22 protein-coding genes are annotated in these 21,749 nt (G+C 60.4%); 5 read left to right on the top strand and 17 right to left on the bottom strand.

All coding sequences use genetic code 11. From position 1 onward, the window contains the following. The first annotated feature begins 2 nt into the window (after positions 1-2). Entirely contained in the window at positions 3-410 is a 408-nt protein-coding gene (locus KW846_RS25235; RefSeq protein WP_218485911.1) for a DNA polymerase III subunit chi, read from the top strand. Between the two features lie 139 nt (positions 411-549). Here the strand turns inward: KW846_RS25235 and KW846_RS25230 are convergent, their stop codons facing one another. After that, on the bottom strand, positions 550-1,317 hold the full coding sequence (locus KW846_RS25230) for a sulfite exporter TauE/SafE family protein (RefSeq protein ID WP_218485910.1): 768 nt from the start codon (positions 1,315-1,317) through the stop codon (positions 550-552). Between the two features lie 100 nt (positions 1,318-1,417). Between KW846_RS25230 and KW846_RS25225 the strand changes: the two genes are divergently transcribed. The 4 genes from KW846_RS25225 to leuA all read left to right on the top strand — a co-directional run bounded on the left by KW846_RS25225 (position 1,418) and on the right by leuA (position 6,626). Then, positions 1,418-2,308, top strand: coding sequence for a LysR family transcriptional regulator (locus KW846_RS25225; protein WP_218485983.1), 891 nt, complete (start codon positions 1,418-1,420; stop codon positions 2,306-2,308). A 42-nt stretch (positions 2,309-2,350) separates the two neighbouring features. Continuing rightward, positions 2,351-3,730, top strand: coding sequence for an exodeoxyribonuclease VII large subunit (gene xseA / locus KW846_RS25220; protein ID WP_218485909.1), 1,380 nt, complete (start codon positions 2,351-2,353; stop codon positions 3,728-3,730). Positions 3,731-3,733: 3 nt separating this feature from the next. Next, the gene (locus KW846_RS25215) at positions 3,734-4,555 is read left to right on the top strand and encodes a M23 family metallopeptidase (RefSeq protein WP_218485908.1); all 822 of its coding nucleotides are present in this window, start codon (positions 3,734-3,736) and stop codon (positions 4,553-4,555) included. A gap of 391 nt (positions 4,556-4,946) precedes the next feature. Then, entirely contained in the window at positions 4,947-6,626 is a 1,680-nt protein-coding gene (gene leuA, locus KW846_RS25210) for a 2-isopropylmalate synthase (RefSeq protein ID WP_007973979.1), read from the top strand. 105 nt (positions 6,627-6,731) lie between these two features. Here leuA and KW846_RS25205 read toward each other — a convergent pair whose 3' ends face one another. The 16 genes from KW846_RS25205 to iscA form a co-directional block, all read right to left on the bottom strand. Then, positions 6,732-7,523: an amidohydrolase gene (locus KW846_RS25205; protein WP_102699117.1), complete on the bottom strand. Its 792-nt coding sequence runs from the start codon at positions 7,521-7,523 to the stop codon at positions 6,732-6,734. Next, entirely contained in the window at positions 7,511-8,659 is a 1,149-nt protein-coding gene (locus KW846_RS25200) for a pyridoxal phosphate-dependent aminotransferase (protein WP_218485907.1), read from the bottom strand. Before KW846_RS25200 ends, KW846_RS25205 begins: the two co-directional genes overlap by 13 nt. 292 nt (positions 8,660-8,951) lie before the next feature. Further along, positions 8,952-10,424, bottom strand: a complete 1,473-nt coding sequence (gene der, locus KW846_RS25195; protein ID WP_007973987.1) for a ribosome biogenesis GTPase Der — start codon at positions 10,422-10,424, stop codon at positions 8,952-8,954. A gap of 232 nt (positions 10,425-10,656) precedes the next feature. Then, entirely contained in the window at positions 10,657-11,808 is a 1,152-nt protein-coding gene (gene bamB / locus KW846_RS25190; protein WP_104450782.1) for an outer membrane protein assembly factor BamB, read from the bottom strand. Next, on the bottom strand, positions 11,801-12,442 hold the full coding sequence (locus KW846_RS25185) for a tetratricopeptide repeat protein (protein WP_218485906.1): 642 nt from the start codon (positions 12,440-12,442) through the stop codon (positions 11,801-11,803). Before KW846_RS25185 ends, bamB begins: the two co-directional genes overlap by 8 nt. A gap of 41 nt (positions 12,443-12,483) precedes the next feature. Next, positions 12,484-13,773, bottom strand: coding sequence for a histidine--tRNA ligase (gene hisS, locus KW846_RS25180; protein ID WP_007973994.1), 1,290 nt, complete (start codon positions 13,771-13,773; stop codon positions 12,484-12,486). A 37-nt stretch (positions 13,774-13,810) separates the two neighbouring features. Next, positions 13,811-14,920 carry a flavodoxin-dependent (E)-4-hydroxy-3-methylbut-2-enyl-diphosphate synthase gene (gene ispG / locus KW846_RS25175; protein ID WP_020795607.1) on the bottom strand — a complete coding sequence of 370 codons (1,110 nt, stop codon included), beginning with the start codon at positions 14,918-14,920 and terminating at the stop codon, positions 13,811-13,813. A gap of 3 nt (positions 14,921-14,923) precedes the next feature. Further along, the gene (locus tag KW846_RS25170) at positions 14,924-15,940 is read right to left on the bottom strand and encodes a RodZ family helix-turn-helix domain-containing protein (protein ID WP_218485905.1); all 1,017 of its coding nucleotides are present in this window, start codon (positions 15,938-15,940) and stop codon (positions 14,924-14,926) included. Further along, positions 15,940-16,698 carry a type IV pilus biogenesis/stability protein PilW gene (gene pilW, locus KW846_RS25165; protein ID WP_218485904.1) on the bottom strand — a complete coding sequence of 253 codons (759 nt, stop codon included), beginning with the start codon at positions 16,696-16,698 and terminating at the stop codon, positions 15,940-15,942. The genes KW846_RS25170 and pilW overlap by 1 nt, the downstream gene beginning before the upstream one ends. A 12-nt stretch (positions 16,699-16,710) precedes the next feature. Then, a complete protein-coding gene (rlmN, locus tag KW846_RS25160) occupies positions 16,711-17,859 on the bottom strand; it encodes a 23S rRNA (adenine(2503)-C(2))-methyltransferase RlmN (protein ID WP_007973997.1) in 1,149 nt (382 codons plus the stop codon). A 28-nt stretch (positions 17,860-17,887) separates the two neighbouring features. After that, the gene (gene ndk, locus KW846_RS25155) at positions 17,888-18,313 is read right to left on the bottom strand and encodes a nucleoside-diphosphate kinase (protein WP_007903599.1); all 426 of its coding nucleotides are present in this window, start codon (positions 18,311-18,313) and stop codon (positions 17,888-17,890) included. A gap of 88 nt (positions 18,314-18,401) precedes the next feature. Beyond that, a complete protein-coding gene (iscX, locus tag KW846_RS25150; RefSeq protein ID WP_007973999.1) occupies positions 18,402-18,602 on the bottom strand; it encodes a Fe-S cluster assembly protein IscX in 201 nt (66 codons plus the stop codon). Between the two features lie 14 nt (positions 18,603-18,616). Next, positions 18,617-18,958 (bottom strand): ISC system 2Fe-2S type ferredoxin, encoded by a 342-nt coding sequence (fdx, locus tag KW846_RS25145; protein ID WP_015093626.1) that lies wholly within the window; start codon positions 18,956-18,958, stop codon positions 18,617-18,619. 2 nt (positions 18,959-18,960) lie between these two features. Beyond that, a complete protein-coding gene (gene hscA / locus KW846_RS25140; protein ID WP_218485903.1) occupies positions 18,961-20,823 on the bottom strand; it encodes a Fe-S protein assembly chaperone HscA in 1,863 nt (620 codons plus the stop codon). A gap of 51 nt (positions 20,824-20,874) precedes the next feature. After that, on the bottom strand, positions 20,875-21,396 hold the full coding sequence (hscB, locus tag KW846_RS25135; protein WP_007974002.1) for a co-chaperone HscB: 522 nt from the start codon (positions 21,394-21,396) through the stop codon (positions 20,875-20,877). An 8-nt stretch (positions 21,397-21,404) separates the two neighbouring features. Continuing rightward, positions 21,405-21,728: an iron-sulfur cluster assembly protein IscA gene (gene iscA / locus KW846_RS25130; RefSeq protein ID WP_007974004.1), complete on the bottom strand. Its 324-nt coding sequence runs from the start codon at positions 21,726-21,728 to the stop codon at positions 21,405-21,407. Positions 21,729-21,749: the final 21 nt, after the last annotated feature.

The following is a 21,749-nucleotide window of genomic DNA, read 5'->3' as shown; positions in this document are numbered from 1 at the left end:
CAATGGACACTCCAAAACCGCTGCAACAGTCCGCGCACCTGCTGGACGACCTTGAGTCGATCCGCCAATTGCTCGGCGATGACAACCTGCAACCGCCCCTGCTGACCGACACGGTCGAGGAAGGCGATCAGGAACAGATTCCCATGTTGTTCGACGCCGTCAGCGAGCCTTCGCCGCCCGTCGAACCGACACCCCCTACCCCGATCGTTGAACCGGTCATCACGGCTGCGCCGGCGCCTGCCGTCAGCAAGAACCCGGATGACCTGTTGCACCTGGACAGCGAACTGCGCGCTGCCGCGCAGTTGATCATGCAAGACGTGATCGACGATTTCGCCCCGCACATCGAGACCGAAATCAAGCGCCGCCTCAGTGCACGACTGGAGCGGTTGTTGAGCCAGTACAACGATTGAACAACTTGCGGTGAGGGCTCTTCTGTGGGAGCGAGCTTGCTCGCGATGAGGGGGTCACATTCAACATTGATGTGTCTGTTCGACCGCTATCGCGAGCAAGCTCGCTCCCACAAAAAGCCCCCTGCAACAGGTTGAATCTTCAGGTGCTGAGATAGCGCCCGATCAACGCAATCCCACTGGCCAGCACCAGCCACGTCACCAGGCGCACGAACGCCTCGCGAGACATCCGCATAGTCAGGCGCCGCCCGAACCACAACCCCAGCGCCATCGCCGGCAACAAACACACCGCCAGCACCAGCAACGGCAAATCGGCATACACCCCGGCAATAGCAAACAGACTCAAACGGACCACCGTGCTGCAACTGATCAGCGCACTCTGGGTCGCCCTTGCCGCATCTTTCGGCAACCGACTGTTCAGATAAATCGCATAGAGAAAGCCGCCGCTGCCAAACAACGCGCCAAACATCCCACCCACCGTCCCCATCGGCAGAGCCCACACGGCAGACAATTGCGTCGGGCGGGTTTTGACCCACAGGCTGTAGATCGCATAGGCGCTGATAAAGAGCCCCATCAACAGCAACAACAGATCGGACTTGAGGTTCAGCAGGAAAATCACCCCCAGCGTGCAGCCCACCGCCATGCACGGCAGCAGCCGCAACAACTCCGGTTTTGCCACATCCCGCCGCGAAGGCAACAGATTGCCGAATGCCGCGACAAAATCGAGCAACACCAGCAACGGCACGATCTTCGACAGCGGCATGAACAGAATCAGAATCGGCCCGGCGATCAACGCCGTACCGAACCCGGCGATGCCGAACACGATGTAGGCCAGGGCGATGCCCACGCCGATGACCAGCCAGTCCATGGCGCTGAAAGGCCATTGGTTCAACAACATCAATACGCTCATTGCAGCGTTCCTCTACTTTAAGTTCGCTGACTTTAGCCATCGCCGAGCGTTGCGACTAATATCATCAAAGCCACTAACCCATCTCAAAAAGGCATGCCTTGTGCTTTCAACCCGGCAACTGCGTTACTTCGTTGAAATCGCTGAATGCGGCAGCTTCGGCGCCGCAGCCGAGCGCCTGTTCATCGCCCAATCGGCCCTGAGCCGGCAAATCAAGGACATGGAAGTCCACCTGCAAACCCCACTTTTCGAACGTACTGCGCGCCGGCCCCAGCTCACTCCAGCGGGTGAGGCTTTCTTACCCCGCGCCAAAAACCTGTTGAGCGAGCTGATCAAAGCCAGCGAGACGGCCACCAGGATCGGCAAAGGTCAACACGGCACCTTACGTTTGAGCCACTCCAGCACTGTGCCCATGAGCGGCCGACTGCTGCGCAACGTCGGCCGTTATCTCGAACATCATCCTGGCGTGTCCATGGACATCGCTCAGTTGTCTTCCGAGGCGCAGCTGCAAGAGTTGGCAGACGGCCGACTGGACATCGGCCTATTGCGCCTGCCAGTGCTGCGTCAGTGTGAAGAGGTGCAGATCGACCCGCTGTACGACGAACCTTTGCTGGTGGCAGTCCCACCCGATCACTGGCTGGCGAGGGACAAATCCGGGCAGAAGATCAACCTGGGGCAGCTACGCGACGAAGCGTTTATTTCCATCCCTCATCCCCAGCGAGGCGGTCTAAGCTACCTTTCTGCCGAGTTGTGCATGCGCCAAGGTTTCTTTCCCAAAGCAGCTCGGGTAATTTCGCGTAAAACCACGCAACTGCAACTGATCCAGGCGGGATTTGGTATCGCCCTCTTGCCGGAATCGATGCAAGACATTGCGCCGCCCAACGTTCATTTCTTGCCTTTGGCAGACCCCGGAAGCCATAGCTGCGTCGCTCTGGCGTACCGCAAACACCCCACAGCACTGGTTCAACAGTTCCTCGAGCATTTCGTCATATAGGGGTCGTGCATTCACTTGAAGAATGCCTTTAAACTGCGCCCCATGATTAAAGATCCCTTTGCAAGACTCGGCCTGGACCGCGAAGTCCTGACCGTCAGCCAGCTCAACGGCCGCGCGCGGGTGTTGCTCGAAGACGTGTTCAGCAACATCTGGGTAGAGGGCGAGATCTCCAACCTCGCCCGCCCGGCGTCCGGTCACGTGTATTTCACCCTCAAGGACAGCGGCGCCCAGGTGCGTTGCGCGCTTTTCCGGCAGAACGCGGCCCGGGTTCGCCAGGCCTTGAAGGACGGGCTGGCGGTCAAAGTGCGCGGCAAGGTCTCGTTGTTCGAGGGGCGCGGTGACTATCAACTGATCCTCGACACCGTGGAGCCGGCCGGCGATGGCGCCTTGCGCCTGGCTTTCGATGCGCTCAAGGAAAAACTCAGCGCCGAAGGCCTGTTCAGTGCCGAGCGCAAGGTCCCGCTACCGGCGCATCCGCAACGCATCGGTATCATCAGTTCTCCCACCGGGGCGGTGATCCGCGACATCATCAGCGTGTTCCGCCGTCGCGCACCGCAGGTGCAGCTGACGCTGATCCCCACCGCCGTGCAGGGCCGCGAAGCCACCGCACAGATTGTCCGCGCGTTGAAACTGGCGGATGCCCGGGGTTTCGACGCCCTGATCCTGGCCCGGGGCGGCGGTTCGCTGGAAGACCTCTGGTGTTTCAACGAAGAAGCCGTGGCCCGTGCCGTGGACGATTGCGTGACGCCGATTGTCAGCGCGGTCGGTCATGAAACCGACGTGTCGATCAGCGACTTCGTCGCCGATGTTCGCGCGCCCACCCCTTCCGCTGCCGCCGAATTGCTGGCTCCGGACTCCAGTGACCTGGTGCGTCGGGTCGAGAGCCTGCACCGCCGGCTGGTGATGCGCATGCGTGACCGTTTGATGCGCGACCGCCTGCGCCTGGAAGGTATCTCTCGCCGCCTGCGTCATCCCGGCGAGCGCCTGCGCCAGCAAGCGCAACGCCTGGATGACCTGGACATGCGCATGCGCCGCGCGTTCGAGCGTAGCCTCAACACCCGTCGCGAACGCTTGATCCGTCTGGAAACCCGTCTGGCCGCACAACATCCGGGCCGGCAACTGGCAATGTTGCGCCAGCGCCTCGACAGCCTGGCCGAACGCCTGCCGCGTGCCATCCGCGAAGGGCTGAAGAACCGGCGCCTGCAATTGCACAGCCAGATGCAGACCCTGCATGTGGTCAGCCCGCTGGCGACCCTCGGCCGTGGCTACAGCATTTTGCTGGACGAGCGCGGCAATGCGATCCGCAACGCCGCGCAAACCCATACCGGCCAGCGCCTGAAAGCCAAGCTGGGCGAAGGCGAACTGCAAGTGCGGGTCGAAGACAACCACCTGACGCCTGTCACCCTTTCTTTACTGGACTGATCCATGCCGCGTTTCCTGGCTCCATTGCTGTTGCTGCTTCTGACCTTCAACGCCCACGCCGACAGCTACATCACCCGCCTGTTGAACAAACCGGTACCGGGCGGCGTGGCGGTGGTGGATCTGGGCCCGTCCGCCCAGGCGCCAAAAGCCAGTTATCAAGGCAAACCCGTGCTGGTCGTGAAGGAGCAGAACAACTGGCTGGCCATCGTCGGCGTGCCGCTGACGATCAAGCCGGGGGCCCAATCGATCAGCAGCGGCGGTCGCAATCTGATCTTTACGGTTGGCAACAAGAAATACCCGGAACAGCGCATCACCCTGAAGAACACCCAGCAGGTCAATCCGGACCCGGAAAATCTCAAGCGCATCGAGCGGGAACTGGCCGAGCAGACTGCCGCTTACCGCACGTTCAGCCCCAATACGCCAAGCAACCTGCTGCTGGACAAACCGGTGAACGGTCCGCTGTCGAGCAAGTTTGGGGTGCGGCGCTTCTTCAACGGTGAGGAGCGTAATCCTCATTCGGGTCTGGATTTCGCCGTGGGCGCCGGCACACCGATCAAGACCCCGGCCGCGGGCAAGGTGATCCTGATCGGCAACTACTTCTTCAATGGCAATACGGTGTTCGTCGACCATGGCCAGGGCTTCATCAGCATGTTCTGCCATATGTCGAAAATCGACGTGAAGGTGGGGCAGCAACTGGCGCGCGGTGGCGTGGTTGGCAAGGTCGGGGCAACCGGCCGGGCTACAGGGCCGCACATGCACTGGAACATCAGCCTGAACGATGCGCGGGTGGATCCGGCCATTTTCATTGGGGCGTTTCAGCCTTGAGCAGGATCAAAAGATCGCAGCCTATACCTATGTAGGAGCTGCCGAAGGCTGCGATCTTTTGAACTGTCGCCAAGATTGCGCACCGCCTGAACCTCGCGCAAAAAACAAGATCATCGCAACCATTTGAAGCAATAAAATCTCGATAAATACCCGCTCACGAGTATTCCTCTCAATTTTTTTCGACTGCTTGCCATCCTTCCCCCCCAAGGTTAGGGTTGAAGGCATGAAAACCTCTCACACCCTCATTCAGCTCCGCCAGCACAGCAGCCTGTGCCTTGTCAGCGCACGACTGCCGGGCTGAATCGTGGTGCCTCGTGCCAAGCGTCAATCCAAGAACTTTTGATCCACCGGCAGGCCGCCTTTTTTCGGCCCACACAATAAGGATTTCCCGATGAGCATGCTCAAAGACCCGTCTTCGAAATACCGCGCGTTCCCGACCATCGACATTCCGGACCGCACCTGGCCATCGAAAACCATCACCGCCGCGCCGATCTGGTGCAGTTCCGACCTGCGCGACGGCAACCAGTCGCTGATCGAGCCGATGGACGCCGTCAAGAAGCTGCGCTTCTGGAAAACCCTGGTGCAGGTCGGCGTGAAGGAAATCGAAGCATCGTTCCCGGCCGCCTCGCAAACCGACTTCGACTTCGTCCGCACCCTAATCGAAGGCAACCACATCCCCGACGACACCACCATCCAGGTGCTGACCCAGGGCCGTGAAGACCTGATCGAGCGTACCTTCGAATCCCTGCGCGGCGCGAAGAAAGCCATCGTTCACCTGTACAACGCGACCTCCCCCTCGTTCCGCCGCATTGTCTTCAACCAGGACAAGGACGGGATCAAGGCCATCGCCGTGAACGCCGCCAAGCTGTTCGTCAAATACGCAGCCATGCAGCCGGACACCGAGTGGACCTTCGAATACTCGCCGGAGACCTTCAGCGCCACCGAACTGGAGTTCGCCAAGGAAGTCTGCGACGCGGTCATCGAGGTCTGGAACCCGACGCCCGAGCACAAGATGATCCTCAACCTGCCGGCCACCGTCGAATGCGCGACCCCGAACATCTATGCCGACCAGATCGAATGGTTCGGCCGCCACATCAACCGTCGTGACAGCGTGATCATCAGCCTGCACACCCACAACGACCGTGGCACTGGTGTTGCCGCCACCGAACTGGGCCTGATGGCCGGCGCCGACCGTGTCGAAGGCTGCCTGTTCGGCAACGGCGAGCGTACCGGCAACGTCGACCTGGTGACCGTGGCCCTGAACCTCTACACCCAGGGCGTGAACCCTGAGCTGGACTTCTCCGACATCGACGGCGTGCGCAAAGTCGTCGAAGAGTGCAACCAGATCCAGGTACACCCGCGTCACCCGTACGTCGGCGACCTGGTGCATACCGCATTCTCCGGCTCGCACCAGGATGCGATCCGCAAGGGCTTTGCCCAGCAGAAATCCGATGCCTTGTGGGAAGTGCCGTACCTGCCGATCGACCCGGCTGACATCGGCCGCAGCTACGAGGCGGTCATCCGCGTCAACAGCCAGTCGGGCAAGGGTGGCATCGCCTACCTCCTGGAGCAGGAATACGGCATCAGCCTGCCACGTCGCATGCAGATCGAATTCAGCCAGGTCGTGCAGCGTGAAACCGACCGCCTGGGCCTTGAGATGACTGCTCAGCAAATCCACGCGCTGCTGCACAGCGAGTACTTGCAAGCCAACACCCCGTACGCGCTGGTCAGCCATCGCCTGCAGGAAGAAAACGGTCACAGCGCCGTCGAAGTGGAAGTGGCCAGCAAAGGCCAGGGCGAGACCAACCTGCACTGGCGTGGCAAGGGCAACGGCGCCCTGGAAGCGCTGGTGGCCGGTCTGCCGATCCCGGTGGAGATCATGGACTACAACGAGCACGCCATTGGCGCGGGCACCAATGCCAAGGCCGCGGCCTACATTGAACTGCGCGTGAACGGCGAACGTGCGGTGCACGGTGTCGGCATCGATGAAAACATCACCACCGCCAGCTTCAAGGCCCTGTTCAGCGCGCTGAACCGCTCGCTGAGCCAGCCGGAAGCGAAAGCGGCTTAAGACTTTGCTGCAATGCAAAAGGCCCCGGGGTTTGCACCTCGGGGCCTTTTGTTTGCCTGTCCGTTTTTGTGTTGTTTGTCCCGGCCCCATCAGACAGATAAGATTTCAGGTGAACTCGAAGGTATCGGCATCCAGATTCGCCGGAAACCGTGTGCGATAAGCTTGAAGGTCTGCAGCATTCAGAACGACCTGAAACACCCCATCCGCTTCTCCTGCACTAAGCAACGTCTCGCCCTGGAAATCCAGCACCTGGCTGTCACCGGTATAGGCAAAGCCTTTGCCATCGGTGCCAACGCGATTGACTGCCGCCACGTAGCACAGGTTCTCGATCGCCCGCGCCGGCAGCAAACGGTTCCAATGCTGACGCCGCGCACCCGGCCAGTTCGCGGTGTACAGCAGCAGATCCGTGTCCTGAGCGTCACGACTCCACACCGGGAAGCGCAAGTCGTAGCAAATCAGCGGCCGCACGCGCCAACCCTTTAGCTCGAACTGCACCTGGCGCTCGCCCGGAGTGTAGTGGTTATGCTCACCGGCCATGCGGAACAGGTGACGCTTGTCGTAATGCAACACCTCGCCATCCGGGCGTGCCCACAACAGGCGATTGCGATGACTGCCGTCGGCGGCCTGGATGATCACGCTGCCGGTAATCACGGCATCAAGTCTTGCCGCCTGAACCCGCAGCCACTTGCTGGTGGGGCCGTTTTCCGATTCCGCGAGGGTTTCGGACTCCATGGAAAAACCGGTGGTGAACATCTCCGGAAGAATGATCAGGTCAGCGCCGCGAGCCTGCTCCAGCAATGACTCAAAATGCTCCAGGTTGGCCTGACGGTCGTGCCAGGCCAGGGATGTCTGGATCAGCGCCACGGTCAGGTTCGGCAATGCACTCAGATCACGCATAGTTTTTCCGCCGCTTCACGCAGGGTCTCCTCACGCTTGGCGAAGCACAACCGCACCAGGCGCTGCCCTTCAGGCGGTGTCTGGTAGAACACCGAGATCGGGATACTTGCCACACCATGCTCGCGCGTCATCCACAGGGCCATCTCGACATCATTGAGGTCCGGGCGGATCTGCGAGTAATCGACCAACTGGAAATAGGTGCCGGTCGCCCGGGTGAAACTGAAACGCGACGGCGCCAGCAGATCGCAGAACAGATCACGCTTGGCCTGATAGAAGTCCGGCAGCTCTTCGACGTGTTCCGGATGTTCGGCCATGAAGTCGGCCAAGGCATATTGCAGCGGCGTCACACCACAGAAATTGACGTACTGGTGCACCTTGCGCAATTCCGCCGTCAGGGCCGGAGACGCGACCACGTAGCCGGTTTTCCAGCCGGTGACGTGGTAGGTCTTGCCGAACGAGCTGACCACGAAAGCACGCTGATACAGCTCTTCATGGGCCAGCACGCTGACATGGGGCGCCCCGTCATACACCAGGTGTTCGTAGACTTCGTCGCTGATCAGATAGATGTCGCGATCGCGGATCAAGGCGGCCAACTGATCGAGTTCGGCACGACTGATCAATGCACCACTGGGGTTGTGCGGGGAGTTGAGAATGATCATCCGCGTGCGCGGGCTCAGTGCCTGGGCAAGCTTCTCGAAGTCGATACTGAAATCGTTCAAGCCCAGTTGTACGTGCACGCAACGACCGCCGGCCAGCTCTACCGAGGGTTCGTAGCTGTCGTATGCCGGGTCAAATACGATGACCTCGTCGCCGCTGTGGATAACCGCCTGAATGGCACAGAAAATCGCTTCGGTCGCGCCAGGGGTGACCGTCACTTCAGTATCCGCATCCACCTGCGTGCCATAGCTGCGGGCGATCTTCACCGCAATCTGCTGACGCAACACCGGCAGGCCGGTCATCGGCGAATACTGGTTGTGGCCACTGGCGATATGCCGGCCGACCGCATCGCACAGGGCCTGCGGGGCCGCGAAATCGGGAAAGCCCTGGGACAGATTAAGCGCGCCGGCCTGTGCCGCGAGCTGAGACATCTGCGTGAAGATGGTGATGCCGACATTCGGCAGCTTGCTGGTGATCATCAGTGGTTCCCTGCTCTACACCCGGCTCTACGGCGGCGCGGGGGAGTCCGAGGATAGCCCAAACGGCAGGCATGAAAAAGGGCGCCTTAAAGACGCCCTTTTTCAATTGATCAACACCGTACCGTGTGGCGAGCGGGCTTGCCCGCGTTGGGTCGCGAAGCGACCCCAATCCTGCATTCTCGGTGTGTCTGGCAGACCGCACGTACAGGTATTGCGGCTGCTGCGCAACCGAACGGGGGCAAGCCCCCTCGCCACAACAAGCCCCCACACAAGACAGTGTGAGGGCTTGGACTCAGCGCTTGTCGCGGCGCTTCTTGTCGGCTTTCTTGTGGTGCGACATCAAACGACGCTTCTTGTTGACCTGACGGTCGGTGAGCGTGTTCTTGTTGCCTTCGTACGGGTTCTCGCCGCCCTTGAACTCGATGCGGATCGGCGTACCGACCAGCTTCAGGACACGACGGTAAGTGTTTTCCAGATAGCGCACGTACGACTTCGGCACCTTCTCGATCTGGTTGCCGTGGATCACGATGATTGGCGGGTTTGCACCACCGAGGTGGGCATAACGCAGCTTGATCCGGCGGCTGTTGACCATCGGCGGCTGGTGCTCGCTGACCGCGTCTTCGAGGATCTGGGTCAGGCGGCTGGTCGGCCAGCGGGTAACCGCGGACTTGAACGAGTTCTGTACCGACGCGTAGAGGTTGCCCACGCCGGTGCCGTGCAAGGCCGAGATGAAGTGGATATCGGCGTAGTCAACGAAGAACAGCCGACGTTGCAGCTCGACCTTCACGAAGTCGCGCTCGCTCGGCGTCATGCCGTCCCACTTGTTGATCGCGATGACCAGCGCACGACCCGATTCAATGGCGAAGCCCAACAGGTTGAGGTCGTGATCGACCACACCTTCGCGGGCGTCCATCACGAAGATCACCACGTTGGCGTCTTTGATCGCCTGCAGGGTTTTGACCACGGAGAACTTTTCGACTTCTTCGTGGATCTTGCCGCGCTTGCGCACACCGGCCGTGTCGATCAGCGTGTACTTCTCGTCGTTACGTTCGAACGGGATGTAGATACTGTCGCGGGTGGTGCCGGGCTGGTCGTAGACGATGACCCGGTCTTCACCGAGCATGCGGTTGACCAGGGTCGACTTGCCGACGTTCGGACGGCCGATGATCGCGATCTTGATCCCGTCTTTTTCGCTTGGGCCAGGAATGCGCTTGGCTTCCTCGCCTTCGGCGACGACCTCTTCCTCTTCGCCTTCCTGCGGCTCGTCTTCGTCACGCGGGAATTCACTCAGTGCCGCTTCCAGCAACTGGGTGATACCACGGCCGTGGGCACCGGCGATCGGGATCGCATGGCCCATGCCCAACGGGGCGAATTCGGCGCGGGCCATTTCCGGGTCGATGTTGTCGACCTTGTTGGCGACCACGTGGGAACGCTTGTTACGTTTGCGCAAATGCTCGGCGATCATCTGGTCGGCGGCGGTAAAACCGGCCTTGGCATCTACCAGGAACAGAACGACATCGGCTTCTTCGATGGCCAGCAGCGACTGCTCGGCCATCTTTTCGTCCATACCATGCTCGTCACCGGAGATACCGCCGGTGTCGATCAGAATGTAGGAACGCCCTTGCCACTTGGCCTCACCGTACTGGCGATCACGGGTCAGACCGGACAAGTCGCCGACGATGGCGTCACGAGTCCTGGTCAGGCGGTTGAACAAGGTGGACTTGCCGACGTTCGGTCGGCCCACCAGGGCGATTACGGGAACCATGCGGCTCTCCACTTCGTTATTTCAGAAAATACAAAAGCCGCTGCGAGGCAGCGGCTGGTGCTCGGGGCAATCACGTTGTCATTTGTAGGAGCGAGCTTGCTCGCGAAAAACGCCAAGACACCGCGTTTATTCAGGCCGCCAACGTCATCGTTAACGTCCATCGCGAGCAAGCTCGCTCCTACAGTCCTGCAAACGGTGAAGCCGCTTGGGGGTTAAAACCCAAGCATAGTCGTTACTTGATGGTCAGGGCTTCCAGTTTGCCGCTGTTGCCATACACATAAATCGTGTCACCCACCACCAGCGGACGGGCACGCAGGCCGTCGCTGTCGATGCGCTCGCGGCCGACGAATCGACCGTCCACCTGACTCAGCAGGTGCAGGTAACCTTCCAGGTCACCGACTGCAACATAGCTGGAGAACACTTCCGGGGCCGACAGTTGACGACGGGCCAGCGAATCGTTGCTCCACAAGGCTGTGGTGGAACGCTCGTCGACGCCTTCAACGGTACCCGAAGACAGGCTTACATAAACGGTGCCAAAGCCCTGGGCAACACCGGCGTAGCTGGAAGCATCACGCTGCCAGAGCTGACGGCCGCTTTGCAGGTCCAGAGCGGCAACGCGCCCCTGATAGCTGGCGACATACAGCGTCTCGCCCGACAGCAGCAAGCCACCGTCGATATCGACCACGCGCTCCAGCTCCGAACGACCTTGCGGGATCGCTACGCGCTGTTCCCACACGGGTACGCCGTTGGAGATATCCACGGCAACCACTTTACCGGTCGACAGGCCAGCCACCGCGAGGCGGTTGGTCACGATCGGCGCGCTGGTGCCCCGCAGGGTCAGAACCGCAGGCGTGCTGTCGTAGATCCAGCGACGATTACCGGTGGAGGCATCCAGGCCGATCAGGCGATCGTCCTGGGTCTGAACCACCACAACGTCACCGTTGTTGGCTGGCGGTGCCAGCACTTCGCTGGACACGCGAGCGCGCCATTTTTCTTCACCGTTGATCGCGTCCAGGGCAACGATTTCACCCTTGATCGTACCGATCGTGACCAGACCGTAACCAACGCCGACAGCACCGGAAACAGGCAGCTCGAGGTCTTTCTTCCATTTGACGTCGCCCGTGTGGCGATCCATCGCCATCAACACGCCAGTGACGTCGGCGGCATAGATGGTATCGCCATCGATGGCCGGAACCAGCATGTTGTAGGTTTCGCCCTGACCGTCACCGATCGAACGACTCCACTGCTTGTGCAGAACCACTTCTTCCTTGAAGTCGACCAGTTCGGCCGGAGGCAGTTCTTTTTTGCTGTTGCTGCTGCAACCCGCGGCCAAAATGGCCAAGGCCAGCAATGCTGCATGTTTCCAACGAATCACGTCACGCATCCCCTTTGGCCAGGTCGTCCAGCTTGATTTGCAGGCCACCGACCGCCGCTTCATCCGACAGTGCCGCCTTGGCTTTTTGATACGCCGCGCTCGCCTCGTCGGTACGACCCAACTGCACCAGCAGGTCGCCCTTGAGTTCTTCGCGAGTGGCCAGGAATGCCTTGTCGGCATCGCCTTCGAGCAACTTCAGTGCATCGTCGGCCTTATTCTGCGCGCCGAGTACCTGAGCCAGACGCTGACGGGCGATTTCGCCCAGCGCCGGGTTGGCCGGTTTGGCGACGATGGCCTTGAGTTCGGTGGCGGCGTCGTCCAGCTTGCCGCTGTCGACCGCCACCTTGGCCACGAACAGGCTGCCGTACTGCGCGTAGGCGCTGCCGCCGTACTCGCTGTTGAGCTTGCCGGCCAGGTCCGAAACACGGGCCGCATCAGGCTTGCCGTCAGGTGTCAGCGTGGTCTCGAGCAATTGCTGATAGAGAATCGAGGCGCCTTGCGACTGATTGCTCTGATACTTGTGGAACGCCTGCCAGCCGAACACGATGACCAGCGCCAACAGGCCGCCAGTAACCAGGGGCTTACCGTTGCGTGACCACCATTCCTTCAATTCCGCCACATGTTCGTCTTCGGTACTCGACACCCCAATACTCCTTAATCGCTAATTCGGCTGTTTAGACAGCTTCAACCCTGCACGACGCAGGTGGCCAGGTGCGCTGCAAGCGCATCCCAGGCAATGCTTTGTTGTTCGCCCTGGCCACGCAGGGGTTTGAAACCTACCACTTGCTGGGCCATTTCGTCGTCACCGAGGATCAGCGCGTACAGCGCACCGCTCTTGTCGGCCTTCTTGAACTGGCTTTTGAAACTGCCGGCGCCGGCATTCACTTGCAGGCGCAGGTTGGGCAACTGGTCACGAACGCGCTCTGCCAGGGTCAGCCCGGCGAGTTCGGCGGCTTCACCGAAGGCGCAGAGGTAGACGTCAACCTGACGGGAGATCTCCTCCGGAATCTGCTCAAGGGTTTCCAGCAACAGCACCAAGCGTTCGATGCCCATGGCAAAGCCCACGCCAGCGGTCGGCTTGCCGCCCATTTGCTCTACCAGGCCGTCGTAACGGCCACCGGCACACACGGTGCCCTGGGCGCCGAGCTTGTCGGTGACCCATTCGAAAACGGTCTTGCTGTAGTAATCCAGCCCGCGAACCAGCTTCGGGTTGATCACGTAAGGAATGCCGGCGGCATCCAGGCGAGCCTTGAGGCCCTCGAAGTGCACGCGGGATTCTTCGTCGAGGTAATCGGCCATCTTCGGCGCATCGACCAATACCGCCTGGGTGTCGGCGTTCTTGGTATCAAGAACCCGCAGCGGGTTGGTTTTCAGGCGACGCTGGCTGTCTTCGTCGAGCTTGTCCATGTGCGCCGAGAGGTATTCGACCAGCGCTTCGCGATAACGGCCGCGGGATTCGCTGGTACCCAGGCTGTTGAGCTCGAGTTTTACCGCATCGCGGATGCCCAGTTCGCCCCACAGGCGCCAGGTAAGCACGATCAGCTCGGCGTCGATGTCCGGACCGTCGAGGTTGAACACTTCGACACCGATCTGGTGGAACTGGCGATAACGGCCTTTCTGCGGACGCTCGTGGCGGAACATCGGGCCGATGTACCAGAGTTTCTGAACCTGGCCACCGCCGGTGATGCCGTGCTCCAGCACCGCGCGCACGCAGGCCGCCGTGCCTTCAGGGCGCAGGGTCAGGGAGTCGCCGTTGCGGTCGTCGAAGGTGTACATCTCTTTTTCGACGATGTCGGTCACTTCACCGATGGAGCGCTTGAACAGCTCGGTGAACTCGACGATCGGCATGCGGATCTGCTTGTAACCGTAGTTATCCAGCAGGCGCGAAACGGTGCCTTCGAAATGACGCCACAGGGGGGTCTGTTCGGGCAGGATGTCGTTCATGCCACGAATGGCTTGCAATGACTTGCTCACTTTAAATCCTTAAATTCGTTCGGCTCTTCGGTCAGGTTCAGCCGCGCGCAATTACGGCAGCGTCAGCTTCGACCTTTTCGGCCGCTTTCTCGCGGATCAAGCGTTCAAGCTCATCCACCAGATTGTCATTCGTCAGTTTCTGCGACGGCTTGCCGTCGATGTAAATCAGGTTTGGCGTGCCGCCGGTCAAGCCGATATGGGCTTCCTTGGCTTCGCCGGGGCCGTTGACCACGCAACCGATGACCGCGACATCCAGCGGCACCAGCAAATCCTCGAGGCGCCCTTCCAGCTCGTTCATGGTCTTGACCACATCGAAGTTCTGCCGCGAGCAGCTCGGGCAGGCGATGAAGTTGATGCCACGGGAACGCAGGTGCAGGGATTTGAGAATGTCGTAGCCGACTTTCACTTCCTCGACCGGGTCGGCCGCCAACGAGATGCGGATAGTATCGCCAATCCCTTCGGCGAGCAGCATACCGAGGCCGACGGCAGATTTCACCGTGCCGGAACGCAAACCACCGGCTTCGGTGATGCCCAGGTGCAGTGGCTGGACGATTTCCTTGGCCAGCAGGCGGTACGCTTCGACGGCCATGAACACGTCGGAGGCTTTCACGCTGACCTTGAAGTCCTGGAAGTTCAGGCGCTCAAGGTGCTCGACGTGACGCAAGGCAGACTCGACCAGCGCTGCAGGCGTGGGCTCGCCGTATTTCTTCTGCAGGTCTTTTTCCAGGGAACCGGCGTTCACGCCGATACGGATCGGGATCCCGCGGTCACGGGCGGCATCGACCACCGCGCGCACGCGGTCTTCGCGACCAATGTTACCCGGGTTGATCCGCAGGCAATCGACACCCAGTTCGGCGACGCGCAACGCGATGCGGTAGTCGAAATGGATGTCGGCGACCAGGGGGACTTTGACCAATTGCTTGATCTTGCCGAAGGCTTCGGCGGCGTCCATGTCCGGTACGGAAACCCGCACGATATCGACGCCGGCCGCTTCCAGGCGATTGATTTGCGCAACCGTGGCCGCGACATCGTTGGTGTCGCTGTTGGTCATGCTCTGCACAGCGATAGGCGCATCGCCGCCAACAGGCACGTTACCGACCCAGATCTTGCGGGATTCGCGACGTTTGATTGGAGATTCGCCGTGCATGACTTATTGACCCAACTTCAGGCGAGCAGTCTCGCCACTGGTGAACGGAGCGACATCGACTGGCTGGCCGTTGTAGCTGACCTGAGCGCCCCGGGCAAAGCCCAGGCGTACGGAAAACGGTGGTTTGCCATTGACCGCCAGGCTGTCGCCTTTGCGTTTGAGACCGCTGAACAGCACCTTGCCGCTACCGTCGGTCACCTGTGTCCAGCAATCGGAGGTGAACTGCACCTGAACCTGGCCCTGACCGGCCACAGGTGCGGCTGCCGCTGGAGCAGGAGCCGCAGCGGCTACCGGTGCAGTCACCGCAGGGACCGCGGCGGCAGGCGCTGCCGGGGCCGGAGTTGCCGGGGCCACCGGTGCTGCGACAACGGGTGCGGCTGGCGTGGTTGGCGCTGCCGGGGCTGCCGGCGCAGTCACTTGAGCCTGCTCCGGTGCTTCAGCCGGAGCCTCGGCCTGTGGCAGCGCGAGAGCCGTGCCGCCTTCGGTCTGACCTTCCGCGACGGCCTGGTCTTCCGGCTCGTCCAGCGGATGAATCTGAGTGGTACCGTCGGCACCTTCGACTTCTACGTGTTCTGGTGCCAGACCGATCAGGTCCTTGGTGCGCATCGAGGTCTGATCCTGCCACCAGACGAAACCGCCCCCGATCACCGCGACCAGCAACAGCAGGCTGACGATTCGCAAAATGGTGTGGGAAACCCGCACCGGCTCTTCAATACGACCCAGACTGTGAACATTGCTGCCCTGGGAGTCGGTGCCGGTGGATTGATCGAATTGCTGGACCAGAACGGCCTGGTCCATGCCGAGCAACTTGGCATAGGCGCGAATGTAACCACGGGCAAAGGTATGCCCGGGCAGCTTGTCGAACGCGCCGGCTTCCAGATTGCTCAAGGAGGTGGTGGTGAGGTTGAGCTTGAGGGCCACTTCGGCCAGCGACCAGCCATTGCTTTCGCGGGCCTGGCGCAAAGTCTCACCAGGGTTAACGCGATTCGCTGCTACAACTTCGGGATGCGCCGCTTTCATCATTGCTCCGACAGGTATTGCTGATATTCCGGCGTACCGGGATAGAGTCTTTTTAGTTGCAGGCCTTTACTTGCAGCCTTGTCGCGATCTTCGAACACTTTTGCCAGCCGAACGCCGAGCAATAGACTACGTGCATTTTGCTCGGAGAGCTGGCTGAAACGGTCGTAATAATCTCGCGCGGGCACATAATGCCTGTCTTCGTAAGACAACTCAGCCATTTCCAGCAATGCACGAGGTTGTTGCCGGTTCAGGCGCAGGGCTTTTTCCAGTTGCTGCTGGGCCAGATCACGCTGGCCGAGCATCGCAGCGGTCATGCCCAGGTTCTCGAACACCCGCGAACGCTCAGGATACAGCGTATCGGCAGCGGCTTGTTCAAAGCGCTCGTAGGCTTCCTTGTAACGTTTCTGCTCGAAAAGAAAACTGCCGTAATTATTGAGGATTCGTGCGTCACCCGGACGGGAAGACAGTGCCTTGCGAAAGTGCTCGTCGGCCAGCTCCGGCTCCATCTCGGCCTGGAACACCAGCCCCAGCGCCGCATTGGCATCCGGGTCGGAGCCATCGAGTTCCAGGGCTTTTCTCAGCGGAACCTTGGCGCGCTCGGTCATGCCTTGTTGCAAATACCCGATACCGAGCTGCACGTATGCATCACGCGCTTCATCACGGCCCTTGCTGGTCTTCATCGGATTGTAATCACCCGAAAGCACGCAGCCAGCACACAGGCTGGCCAACAGCAAAAGCAGCGCAAAGCGCAGGGACATAGAGATCCTCTCTTAGTTGTTGTTCGCAGTGCTCGAAGCAACATCGCTGTCGGCGTTCAATTCACGCACGGCGATATAACGTTCGCTGCGACGGGTGCGATCCAGCACCTGCCCTACCAATTGACCACAGGCGGCGTCGATGTCTTCACCACGGGTGGTGCGGACAGTGACGTTGAAACCGGCATGATGAAGCTGATCCTGGAAACGACGAATGGCGTTGTTGCTCGGACGCTCGTACCCGGAATGCGGGAACGGGTTGAACGGGATCAGGTTGATCTTGCACGGGATGTTCTTGAGCAGCTCGATCATTTCCACGGCGTGCTCAAGCTTGTCGTTGACGTCCTTGAGCAAGGTGTACTCGATGGTCAGCACACGCTTTTCGCCCAGGGACGACATGTAGCGCTGGCACGACTCGAGCAGCATCTTAAGCGGATACTTCTTGTTGATCGGCACCAATTGGTTACGCAATGCGTCATTCGGTGCGTGCAGGGACAACGCCAGGGAGACGTCGATGTGCTTGGACAGCTCATCGATCATCGGTACCACTCCGGAGGTCGACAGGGTCACGCGGCGCTTGGAAATGCCGTAGCCCAGGTCGTCCATCATCAGATGCATGGCCGCGACGACGTTGTCGAAGTTCAGCAGCGGCTCACCCATGCCCATCATCACCACGTTGGTGATGGCACGGTCGACGGTTGCCGGGACGCTGCCAAAGGATTTGTTGGCAATCCACACCTGGCCGATGACTTCGGCGGCGGTGAGGTTACTGTTGAAGCCTTGCTTGCCGGTGGAGCAGAAACTGCAATCCAGGGCACAGCCTGCCTGGGACGAAACGCACAAGGTGCCGCGTTTGCCCTGGGGAATGTACACGGTCTCGACGCAGCTGCCGGACGCCACGCGCACCACCCACTTGCGGGTGCCGTCGCTGGAGATGTCCTCGCTGACCACTTCCGGACCACGGACCTCAGCAACAGCCTTGAGCTTTTCGCGCAAGGCCTTGCTGACGTTCGTCATGGCATCGAAATCATCGACACCAAAGTGGTGAATCCATTTCATTACCTGACCGGCACGGAAACGCTTCTCCCCGATTGAGTCGAAGAATTTTTCCATTTCCAGCTGAGTCAGACCCAGCAGGTTAGTTTTTACAGTCGATGTAGTCATGGATTCACCTTCACTCTTAAGCCAATGCTTAGCGAGTGGTTACTTCAGTAGCTGCGAAGAAGTACGAGATTTCGCGAGCGGCAGCGGCTTCGGAGTCCGAACCGTGTACGGCGTTGGCGTCGATGGAGTCAGCGAAGTCAGCACGGATGGTGCCGGCAGCAGCTTCTTTAGGGTTGGTAGCGCCCATCAGCTCACGGTTCAGAGCGATAGCGTTTTCGCCTTCCAGAACCTGAACGACAACCGGACCGGAGATCATGAAAGCAACCAGGTCGTTGAAGAAACCACGAGCGCTGTGCTCAGCGTAGAAGCCTTCGGCTTCAGCTTTGGACAGTTGCTTCAGTTTCGAAGCTACAACGCGCAGGCCGGCTTTTTCGAAACGAGTGGTGATCTCGCCGATCACGTTTTTAGCAACGGCGTCAGGCTTGATGATGGAGAAAGTACGTTGAACAGCCATGGTGTAACTCCAGAAACGGTAATTTACGAAAAATTAAACCCGCGAATTATACGCGGGTTCTCGGGTATTGCCTAACCTGCGGCGTGGCTCAGTCGCGTTCTTCGATCCAGTGGGCCTGAATGGCCTCCAGGATCTTTTCGCCACAATGCTCAGGCATGTCGTCGAAATCGGGTAATTCCATTACCCATTTGCGCAAATCGACGAAGTTGACCGACATAGGGTCCACGTCGGGCTTGCTTTCAGCCAGCTGGATCGCGATCTCCAGCACATCAGTCCACTTGAGTTTCATGACAATTCCTTGAATCAGTGCGGCGCTTCGGCGGCGTGGTTGAGCGAGTACTTCGGAATTTCGACCGTCAGGTCTTCGGTACCGACCTTGGCCTGGCACCCCAGGCGGGACTCGCGCTCAAGGCCCCAAGCCTTATCAAGGTAGTCTTCTTCCAGCTCGTCGGCCTCTTCCAGCGAGTCGAAACCCTCGCGGATGATGCAGTGGCAGGTGGTGCAGGCACACACGCCGCCACAGGCGCTTTCCATCTCGATGTGGTGCTCATGGGCCAGTTCGAGGATGGAAACCCCCGTTTCAGCCTCAACAACCATGCCTTCGGGGCAAAACTTCTCGTGTGGCAGAAAAATGACCTGCGGCATCGTTATTCCTCAATCTCATTCAGGTTGCGCCCCGCCAGCGCGGCTTTCACCGTCGAGTCCAGGCGGCGGGCAGCAAAGGCGTCGGTCACTTGCGACAGACGCTTGGTCTGCTGCTCGATGGCGTAACCATCGGTACCTTTCATCAGTTCGGTCAGTTCCTGCACCTGCAGGTCGATGACCAGGCGCTCTTCGGCGTCGAGCAAACGCTCGCCATCAGCCTCCAGAGCGGCCTGCACGGCTTCGATCAGGCGCTGGGCGTCGACCTGCTGCTCGCGCAGTACACGGGCAACCTTGTCGTCATTGGCGTGCTGGAACGAGTCCTTGAGCATTTTGGCGATTTCGCCGTCGGTCAGGCCGTAGGACGGCTTGACCTGAATACTGGCTTCGACGCCCGAACCCAGTTCGCGAGCGGAAACACTGAGCAGACCGTCGGCGTCGACCTGGAAGGTCACGCGAATCTTCGCCGCACCCGCCACCATTGCCGGGATGCCGCGCAATTCAAAGCGCGCCAGCGAGCGGCAGTCACTGATCAGCTCGCGCTCGCCCTGCAACACGTGGATCGCCATGGCCGACTGGCCGTCTTTATAGGTGGTGAAGTCCTGGGCGCGAGCGACGGGGATGGTGGTGTTGCGCGGAATCACCTTCTCCATCAGGCCGCCCATGGTTTCCAGGCCCAGGGACAACGGAATCACGTCGAGAAGCAGCAGTTCACCACCATCGCGCTTGTTACCGGCCAGAGTATCGGCCTGGATCGCAGCACCAATGGCGACCACTTGATCCGGGTCGATTTCAGTCAGGGGCTGGCGACCGAACGCTTCGGCGACGGCTTCACGAACGCGGGGCACGCGAGTCGAACCCCCGACCATGACCACGGCGTGCACGTCTTCCAGCTCAATACCGGAATCACGCACCGCACGACGGCAGGCTTTGAGGCTGCGCGCGACCATCGGCTCGATCAGCGCATTGAAGGCTTCACGGGTCAGCTCGGCTTTCCAGTCGCCATAGGCCACTTCAACGGCAGCCGCATTGGTCAGGGCTTCCTTGGCGGCACAGGCGGTTTGCAGCAGGTTGCGCTGCGCACCCGGATCGAGGTCGGCGGACAGACCGGCGCTCTCGATGATCCAGCCAGCGATCGCGTGGTCGAAGTCATCACCGCCCAGGGCGCTGTCGCCGCCGGTGGCCAGGACTTCGAAGACACCGCCGGTCAGGCGCAGAATCGAAATATCGAAGGTGCCGCCGCCCAGGTCGTAAATGGCGACCAGGCCTTCGGCATGCTGATCCAGACCATAGGCCACAGCGGCAGCGGTCGGCTCATTGAGCAAACGCAGCACATTCAGGCCGGCCAGCTTGGCCGCATCCTTGGTGGCTTGACGTTGAGCATCATCGAAATAGGCCGGAACGGTGATCACCGCCCCCACCAGCTCACCGCCCAGGGTCGCTTCGGCGCGCTGGCGCAGGACCTTGAGGATATCGGCGGACACTTCGACCGGGCTTTTCGGGCCCTGGATCGTGTCGATGAACGGCATGTGCGACTCGCCGCCGACAAAGCGGTAGGGCAGTTGCTCGCCTAGCTGCTTGACGTCGGACAGACCACGCCCCATCAAGCGCTTGACCGACAGCACGGTGTTCAGGGGGTCGGTGGCGGCAGCCAGCTTGGCGGATTCGCCAACCTCGACGCGATCGGCGTGATAGCGCACGGCAGACGGCAGGATGACCCGCCCTTGCGCGTCAGCCAGAGGCTCGGAAAGTCCACTGCGCAATGCAGCAACCAGCGAATTGGTAGTGCCCAAGTCGATCCCCACAGCCAGACGACGCTGGTGCGGTTGAGGACTTTGGCCGGGTTCGGCGATCTGCAGTAGGGCCATCGTTATCAGGACTTATCTGTATATCAGGCGTGCGACCGGAGCGGCACTGGGTTAATCGTCGAGGCGCTCTTCTAACTGGCGCACTTCGTAGGTGAGCTTGTCGAGGAACTGCATGCGCCGCATCAGGCGTTCGGCCCGTTCACGTTGCGCGGCATCGTTCCAGCAAGCTGCGAAGCTTTGGTTCAGTTCATCCTGGGCAGCCTTCAGGCGACGCTTGAAGACGGCAACGCCATTGAGATCGGCGCTGTCCTGCAGGTCTTCGAGCTCCTCACGCAGTTCCATCTGCTGCAGAAGGAACTCCGGATCATGCACCGTGACCTCCAGCGGCAGCTCGCCACCATTCAAGGCGAGCAGGTAACGCGCGCGCTTGGGTGGACTCTTGAGCGTCTGATAGGCCTCGTTGAGGCTCGCGGATTGCTCCAGCGCCAGCCGCTGCTCGCGCTCGGAAGCGTCTGCAAAGCGGTCCGGATGAACGCCGCGCGCCAACTCACGGTAGCGCGTAGCCAGCTGATCGAGGTCCAGATCGAAACTCGGTTGCAGCTCGAATAAAGCGAAATGACAAGGAGTACCCACGACAAGCCTCAGATGTTGAAGCTTTCGCCGCAGCCACATTCACCGCGCACGTTGGGGTTGTTGAACTTGAAGCCTTCGTTCAACCCTTCCTTGACGAAATCGAGTTCGGTGCCGTCCAGGTAGGCCAGGCTTTTCGGGTCGATAATCACTTTTTCGCCGTGACTTTCGAACACCTGGTCCTCAGCAACCACCTCGTCGACAAACTCCAGCACGTAGGCAAGGCCGGAACAGCCCGTGGTGCGGACACCCAGACGAATCCCTTCACCCTTGCCGCGCCCGTCGAGGGAGCGCCGCACGTGCTTGGCCGCCGCTTCTGTCATGCTGATAGCCATCGTTGACTCCTTACTCGTCGC

It is taken from the genome of Pseudomonas sp. PDM32 (assembly GCF_019219225.1).
Taxonomy (GTDB): Bacteria; Pseudomonadota; Gammaproteobacteria; order Pseudomonadales; family Pseudomonadaceae; genus Aquipseudomonas; species Aquipseudomonas laurylsulfatiphila.
This window is presented reverse-complemented; position numbering and strand designations above follow the sequence as displayed.